At 55.3% G+C, this 6,985-nt stretch carries 9 protein-coding genes and 1 pseudogene; 3 read left to right on the forward strand and 7 right to left on the reverse strand.

What is annotated here, in order from left to right; genetic code table 11:
* The first annotated feature begins 377 nt into the window (after positions 1–377).
* Together HDG34_RS39730 and HDG34_RS39735 are read left to right on the forward strand one after the other, a co-directional pair.
* The gene (locus HDG34_RS39730) at positions 378–740 is read left to right on the forward strand and encodes a hypothetical protein (RefSeq protein WP_260321480.1); all 363 of its coding nucleotides are present in this window, start codon (positions 378–380) and stop codon (positions 738–740) included.
* Positions 737–1,072 (forward strand): endonuclease NucS domain-containing protein, encoded by a 336-nt coding sequence (locus HDG34_RS39735; RefSeq protein ID WP_260321481.1) that lies wholly within the window; start codon positions 737–739, stop codon positions 1,070–1,072. The genes HDG34_RS39730 and HDG34_RS39735 overlap by 4 nt, the downstream gene beginning before the upstream one ends.
* A 57-nt stretch (positions 1,073–1,129) precedes the next feature.
* On the opposite strand, the gene HDG34_RS38445 is transcribed toward HDG34_RS39735, so the two are convergent.
* The 6 genes from HDG34_RS38445 to HDG34_RS38470 all read right to left on the reverse strand — a co-directional run bounded on the left by HDG34_RS38445 (position 1,130) and on the right by HDG34_RS38470 (position 5,832).
* Complete coding sequence (locus HDG34_RS38445) at positions 1,130–1,396, reverse strand: hypothetical protein (RefSeq protein WP_184069195.1); 267 nt, start codon at positions 1,394–1,396, stop codon at positions 1,130–1,132.
* A 144-nt stretch (positions 1,397–1,540) separates the two neighbouring features.
* A complete protein-coding gene (locus HDG34_RS38450; RefSeq protein ID WP_184069198.1) occupies positions 1,541–2,707 on the reverse strand; it encodes an FRG domain-containing protein in 1,167 nt (388 codons plus the stop codon).
* A 217-nt stretch (positions 2,708–2,924) separates the two neighbouring features.
* Positions 2,925–3,257, reverse strand: a complete 333-nt coding sequence (locus tag HDG34_RS38455) for a cyclic-phosphate processing receiver domain-containing protein (protein ID WP_184069201.1) — start codon at positions 3,255–3,257, stop codon at positions 2,925–2,927.
* Between the two features lie 12 nt (positions 3,258–3,269).
* Positions 3,270–3,920, reverse strand: a complete 651-nt coding sequence (locus HDG34_RS38460; protein WP_184069204.1) for a hypothetical protein — start codon at positions 3,918–3,920, stop codon at positions 3,270–3,272.
* Between the two features lie 32 nt (positions 3,921–3,952).
* Positions 3,953–4,951, reverse strand: a complete 999-nt coding sequence (locus HDG34_RS38465; RefSeq protein WP_184069207.1) for an ADP-ribosylglycohydrolase family protein — start codon at positions 4,949–4,951, stop codon at positions 3,953–3,955.
* Between the two features lie 272 nt (positions 4,952–5,223).
* Positions 5,224–5,832, reverse strand: a complete 609-nt coding sequence (locus HDG34_RS38470; RefSeq protein WP_184069210.1) for an SHOCT domain-containing protein — start codon at positions 5,830–5,832, stop codon at positions 5,224–5,226.
* A 222-nt stretch (positions 5,833–6,054) separates the two neighbouring features.
* Between HDG34_RS38470 and HDG34_RS38475 the strand changes: the two genes are divergently transcribed.
* Positions 6,055–6,216, forward strand: a complete 162-nt coding sequence (locus tag HDG34_RS38475) for a helix-turn-helix transcriptional regulator (RefSeq protein ID WP_311734947.1) — start codon at positions 6,055–6,057, stop codon at positions 6,214–6,216.
* A gap of 241 nt (positions 6,217–6,457) precedes the next feature.
* On the opposite strand, the pseudogene HDG34_RS38480 reads toward HDG34_RS38475, so the two are convergent.
* Positions 6,458–6,889: pseudogene (locus HDG34_RS38480) on the reverse strand (recombinase family protein); the annotation flags it as partial.
* Between the last annotated feature and the right edge of the window lie 96 nt (positions 6,890–6,985).

Below are 6,985 nucleotides of genomic sequence, written 5' to 3' on the forward strand. Positions count from 1 at the left end.
CCCAACAACAGCGGGCCGTAACCGCCCCCTGTTGTTGGCGCATTTATTCAACCTTGCGCCGCCATCTGGTGGCGCTTTTACACCGCCGCTAACAAAAGCCTTCGTCGGTTTCACCTTGTTGCTCTTCACGGTTGCGACCTTGTGGTTGCTACGACTTTAACAGTCACACCTTAGCTGGATGCCAACATCCTACGCAAATATATCCATTGCGATGCGATCACTTTGCAACCGGTCGGGCATGAACCGGACTCTGTCACGGCATTGTTGGCAAAGTTAACAATGTGATATTCCGATAGCACGTTGGTGCGAATTGGATTACGTCGCTTCGATGGGATTTCCCGCAGCTGACAATAATGACTTAATCACTGAGGCGCTATATGGCAAGAAGGTTTCTTGTGGTCGAGACAAAGCCCAACGGCGGCGTCGAAGTGTTCCCGATGAAAGAGTGGTGTTACAACCATCCTTCAGAAATGCCACCGGGTTTGAACGTGCGGCAAGTCAATTCTCATCGTATCCGGGATGAACTTAAACGAATCGGCTGGACTGTCGAAGAGAATGACGCGCAAGTCCTGATGCTACATCCCGGGTTTGCGGACGATGGTCGGATTCAGGAGACGCTTGGTACCGGTGAACCCGTGGATGAAAACGAGCCGCCAGAAACGGTTTTTGGATTAGAAGCCCAACTTCAGGAGTTTCTAGCCTACAACATTGAAACGATCCAGATCAACGGCAAAAATTGACGCTTTACGTCGATCCGACAAGTGGCGTCGATGGTATCGAATTCCGCACCCCGGTTGGGCGTATTGACGTACTGGCGCAAGATGCTGACGGCGGATTTGTTGTGTTCGAATTAAAGCGTGCGTCGGCACCCGATCATGCAATCGGCCAGCTTGCACGTTACATGGGTTGGTTGAAAACCACGATAGGACGCGGGCGGAGCGTTCACGGCGTAATTGTTGCGCGGCAAATCAATCAAACCCTACGTTATTCGGTTGCCGCAATTCCGAACGTCTCTCTGTATGAGTACAAGGTGCAGTTCGATCTGAACAAAGTTCCAGAAGCGACCGACTAAGCTGTGGAATTAGCGGCATCGCGGCCCTGTGGTGCACAGACGCGATGCGCTGCAAACTTACTTCGACGGATCGATGGTCCCTTCCTTGCCGGTATAAGGGTTCACGTTCCCCTTCGAGGACCAGTTGTCATACTTCGTCCCGTTCGGGTTGGTTTGCTGATGCCCCGCAACATAGGTGCCATTGCTACGCGTGTATCCGCTGACGTAGTGTTCACCGCTGCTGCTTGAATGGTAGCTACTGTGTCCGCCGCCAAGACCGCCGCCCCGCGCAAATGCAACGCTTGAAATCAGGCACAAGCAGACGGCAATCAATTTTGTTTTCATGGTGTTCCCCGGATGGTCTATAGAGTCGTTGCCAGCTTTCTTTCATTGTCTTGCTGACACCTTGCGATTCTATAACCGTCTGTCCGCTTTATTCACCTATCGAAAACACTATGGACGCGTCGCCTTGGTTTCTCGGGCGAGGATTCACGCGGAATCGCTTGATTCACTCCCGTCGTTTGGCTTCCCCGGTGCTGGCAGCGAAGTGGTTTCAAAGGCCATAGCATGCCGCAACATCCGGCAAACTCCATCTAATCCGGGAAATAAGGTGGCCGCTGTTACTCCCATGAACGCGAGATCACCCAGCGCTTCGGACGCAAATGCTGCGGGAACCTCTGCGGCCATGAGATACCGCACATTCTGATGTCGTTCAATGTTGCAGATGAACTGCTCAATGTTTCTGACGTTGGAAACGAGGAAGCGTCCTTGTTGGGCGTACAGGCGGGGATTGTCTCTCGCTGAAACAGACAGGAACGACATGTACGGTTCAAGGAATGGAATGGTCACGATTGGCGGTGAAAACCGCTCAACAAATTCGCGGGTCAACGCATAGACACGCACGCAGTTGTCTCTCGACCGCAACGACCGATTCTCTAATGCATCGGCGAAACCGAAAAATGCCGCGATGTACGGCGACCCTGTCCAGTCAAGCAGCGGCGTCGGCAAACCGTGATGCTGCGCCAAGCCAAGTAACACCGAATAGTCAACCGAGTCGCCAAGGTTGATGCGGCGATTGGTTACAGCTTCCACATGCGAGTGGAAGATTGGCAACGTCTCGGCACAATACCTGTTCAACCGCGTTCTACCCGACCGGTACAGACTTGTTTCTAATCTGAACTGGTGCGATCCATGCCCGCGAAACGCAACAGCACCTTGCGCCCGCACCTCGCCCGCCCACTGCTTGAACTCGTCCCACGAACCGCACTGACGGATGTCGGCAATCCCGCCGCTCGATGGAAGCGGCTTCAACGAAATCTTTCCACCGGGTCCGTCTGCATCTAGCCAAGTACCCCTTAGTCCTGTGCGGGTCGCTTTTAGACTTGCCCGAGTCGAAAGCAGCAGTCGTCGGGTGTGTTCATCGACTCGCGGCTCGATCACCTGACCGCCTTCATCATGCGAGAAAAGCCTGATAGCCTGATATTCTGAAACGTCGCCTTGTTGCGAGATGCGGAGACCCAGCGCCGCCACTGTCGGTTGACCGGCCACGCCCCACCAATGAAGCATGATTTCGTCTGGCCGGTCCTCGTCGAAGCACATCATCACATTTGCTTTACCGGGGCGCGTCTCCATCGTTCCGAATAGTTGTCTGTCCATAGGTCTTGGTGCCCTGTTGTGCAGATGGCGGACCTGTTCCGCCATGACTGTTGTAATGTGCGTGCAAGAATATCAGGTGCCAGCCGCCGTCTATCACTCGCGATGACATCAACTCCGGTCTGTCTGCGCAACTCGTCTGCTAAGAGTGGCATGCATCGGACGCTCGGTTACGCAATCGGTTGCCCGCAAGCTGACCAACTCGCTCAATGACGCATCTCTATGGATTCTCCCGAACCGCAAGATACTGACTAAGCAGCCCTTGAATATTCTCCCGTCCGACCGGGTTTGCGCTGTGAATCGAATAGATGAAGGTCGCCGGAATGAAGGTGCCACCAGCATCCAGATCACGGTCGATCAAACGCCTAACGACGAACATGGCGGTGTCGTCGCCGCCAAGGTCGTGATCGAACGAGATTTCACTCGGGCAGCCAAGGTCTTCCAGCATCGCGATTGCTTCGGCTGACGTGCGTGCGATGCGCCAGTCGGCGTCGATGGGGTCACGGATGTCATCGATGAACATACGGTATGAAAATACGCCAGCCTTCGGCATGGTATTCGTCCCCTACCGGCCTATCTGTGCTGCAACGGTGGCCTTTGCCGCAATCATCCAGTCCTTCCATGCGTCTGCCCTAAAGCCCCGGCTTGATGGATGAGCGACGGGAAAGCACCTGAAAGTGTGGCGCTTGAGTGGGCGCTCAACGTTCCCTGTCCAAAGGCTAAATTTTCTCGAATTGGTTGGCATTGACACTTCAAGTTCCAACCCCTTCTGCCACCCTTCGCGCTCACCGGGCAGTGCATCCCATAGCTTAATACCTAGAACGAGAACGACATGTGGTCTGAGTTCGCAGACAACCTCGTTGAAAGCCGAAAGGGACTGCCGGTATTGTAGGGTTGTCGGGCGGACCTTCGAATCTGCCATGCTCTCACGCACATAGTTGTAGAAAGCTACCTTCTGCCAGAATCTCGTCGGATCAAGGTCGTTACGCCCGCTCATCAGCCGCTCGGCAGCGGCGCACACACGATACGTGCCTTTTTCAAAGTCCCCGGTCGCATCACCGCAGTGCGTTCGAATCATGTCCGGCACCGCCATCGTATCGGTCGGGTGTAACTGATAGCTCGACTCTCCGAGAATCAGCCAACGCTGTTCTTGCTGCCGATATTGATCCCCGACCCAAGGGTGGTAACGTACTTCGTCCGAGTATTCCGTCAGCATAGTATTGGCGTCTCGCTTGTTGAGTTACGACTTCATCGAGTGTAGTGACGTTCGATGCCGTCGTGCCGAACCAACCGACCTATCATCGACTGAACGATCTCATAGCCACGCAATTGTTCCAACCATCGCGCCGGGATGCCATCAATACCGAACTTGATCCCGGCCAGTCCGCACGCTACCGCCGCCGTCGTGTCCGTATCGTTCCCGAAAAGGATTGCCGACCGCGCGACGTCTTCAAACGATTCTTCTTCCATCGCCTTACCCGCGGACCATATGGTATCAATGACATACCCGGTGCCACGCGGTTGATCGGTCTTCGGGAAGCTTCTCAGCACGTCCAGTTCGGCCCGAAGCGCAGCCCGCTCCCGCTCATCCAACCAACCTCTGTATATCTCTTCAAGACGTTGGTCCGCCCATGACCACGGGTCCGCAAGCTTGCGCAGATACGCCCGAGCAACCAAGACATACCATGCGCAAGCCACCAGTGAACGCGGGTGTGCATGTGTCGGCAGCGATTGAAGATGAGCGTCCTCAACCAGCGCTTCATCTGTCCCGACATGCCATAGGGCCAGTGGCAAGATTCTCATCACACTGCCGTTTCCGTTACACCACTCGGCACGGCCACCCGATTCACGCGGTGAAGCACCATCGCGCAGTCTGTTTAGGGCGTAGGCGGTTTGAATGCCAATGTCGAACACGTCACCATCGACAGCAAGATAGCCATCATCGCGCCATCGCAGTAACCTATTCGCGAAGTCGATCAGCGACAACTTCCCGCATTTAAGCAAGCTGGCAAGCAGGCACAACGCTTGGCTTCCATCGTCGGACCACGTACCAACCGGCACACCTGCGTGTGAGCGACGGAAAGCGGCTGGCGTTGTCATCTCAATCTGATCGCGTCGCGGAATCTGTTCCGGCTTCTTGAACTCGAATCCCACACCTAGTGCGTCACCGACCAGTAGACCGACCAGACCCGCGATCCGCGCGTCTGCTACGTCGCGCAGTCCAATGAAACCTATTCCTTGTTCCATGCGCTTCTCTCCGAGTCACGTTTGAGATGATGACAGCGCCGACACCGGTTGGCTGTCGATGAGATAAGTGTCCGATACAAAAGATCGCGGAACACCCGGTCGCCGCACGTCGTGACGGTTCGGCTAAACAAGCGGCATCAATAAAAAAGGCCGCCCAGACATGCGACGGCCACAACACACGCCGCGCAGCTTCTGCGCGACAGCTTCTGTAAGCTACATATTGCTTTGGCAGCGAACAACGCGAAGCACCGTGTCGATCTGCATAGAACACGTCAAAACTGGCTGATTACCCGAGCCTTAATCGTCTCGAATTCGGAGTCGCTTATCAGCCCCGCGTCGAGCATGGACTTCGCCTTCTTCAATCGCTCAGTCGGGTCTTCATTGGCTGTTGAGGACGCACTATCCCCGCCAAGCGAACCTTGAAAGCCACCAGATTTAGCCCTAAGCTCTTCCAGTTCACGAAGGCGTCGTTTTTCGCGCCAAGCCTGTTCTTGTGCTTGGCAGATGCGGTAGACGGCCTGAGCTTCTGCCTTCCGAAGACCAGAGAATTCGAACGGACGCACCGCACCGTTGATGGCAAGGTCCGGCATAGTTAAGGCAGTCACTCGCAAGGTACTACCAAAAATGCCCGCCTTAACGTGTGCGGACTTGATGTCCTGCCAACGGATGTCAACCGGCGTAAATCCACCGATCAAGCCACGGCTAACACCGATCAAACGGCCCGTTGTGGCTGCGACAAGTGAACGACGGTGCAGCAAAGCGAATAGTCTGCGTTGCACAGCCGTCGATTGAATTTTCTCGCCGGTCACAAGCATTGAGTCCAGCGGCGCATACGCTTTTTCGAGTCCCGCTTCACGCGGGTTGGCCTGTTGTTCGCTCATTTATATTCCCCGTAGGTCTAGCTGTTGGTTTGGCATCCCCGTTATGCATGGACTTCGGACGGGTGCGTAAGTGTATAGGTAGGTTCCCCCGCGTTGTTGTGCTTCTTCTGGTCCTCGATATGGACGCGCCACCGCCCCATCACGGACGTAGGTCCGAGACTTTCCCGAAAACCAAACTCAAAGTGTGTGATTTTTGACGAGCAACGCCGGAACACTTCCGGCATGGCAAACCAAACTCAAACATGTGATGCGCAGCGGCTGTTCGCGACGAACATGCGGCGCATTCGTAAAGAGGAAGGGTTGACGCAAGAGGAAGCGGCAGGACTTCATCCGAACTACATCAGTTCGGTCGAGCGTGCCGAGCGCAATATTTCGAATCTGTAATATCGAACGGATCGCCATCGCGCTCGATGTCACGATGGCCGAACTCGTTTCGCGGTGACGGAGCGGGCTTATTAGATAGCCGCCGCTTGCGCGGTTGCTGATTGACGCACCCGCATGATGGTTTGACGGCTAGTCTTCATGCATGGCGCGACTTGCGACGATCCGACCAATCGATCAAGGCGCAAGGCACGCCATCTGGTCCAACACCGGTCAGGTCAGGCTGCGGGGATTCCATCAACTGCCGCACGCGCATGATGGTTTGCCGACTGGTCTTCATGTCTCTGGCAATCTGGGCGACGGACACACCGGCATTCAGTTGTTCGATGACCGTTGCACGTTGTGCTTCCGTCAGTGCGGACGGACGCCCGAACGTCTTGCCTTCGGCCTTGGCACGTCGAAGACCCGCTTGCGTGCGTTCGATTAGAAGGTCGCGTTCGAACTCGGCAACCGCGTTGATAACGCCCATCGTCATCTTCCCTGCGGCACTCGTTAGGTCTACCCCGCCTAATGCAAGGCAATGAACCCGTACACCGGTTGCATCTAGCCGTTCGACTGTCGCCCGGACATCCATCGCGTTTCGGCCAAGACGGTCAAGCTTTGTGACAATCAGGACATCGCCTTCTTCCAGCCGATCCAGTAACTTCGCGAAGCCCTTGCGTTCCAACGCGGGCACTTAGACAGCGTCAAGCAGCATGGCCGGTCAGCGACAACTATCTTGGCCGGTCAACGGGGTAATTGTCGCTGCTTATAAGGTCATATTTGACGTTGC

This window comes from Paraburkholderia sp. HC6.4b (assembly GCF_014200875.1).
In the GTDB taxonomy this organism is placed as follows: Bacteria; Pseudomonadota; Gammaproteobacteria; order Burkholderiales; family Burkholderiaceae; genus Paraburkholderia; species Paraburkholderia tuberum.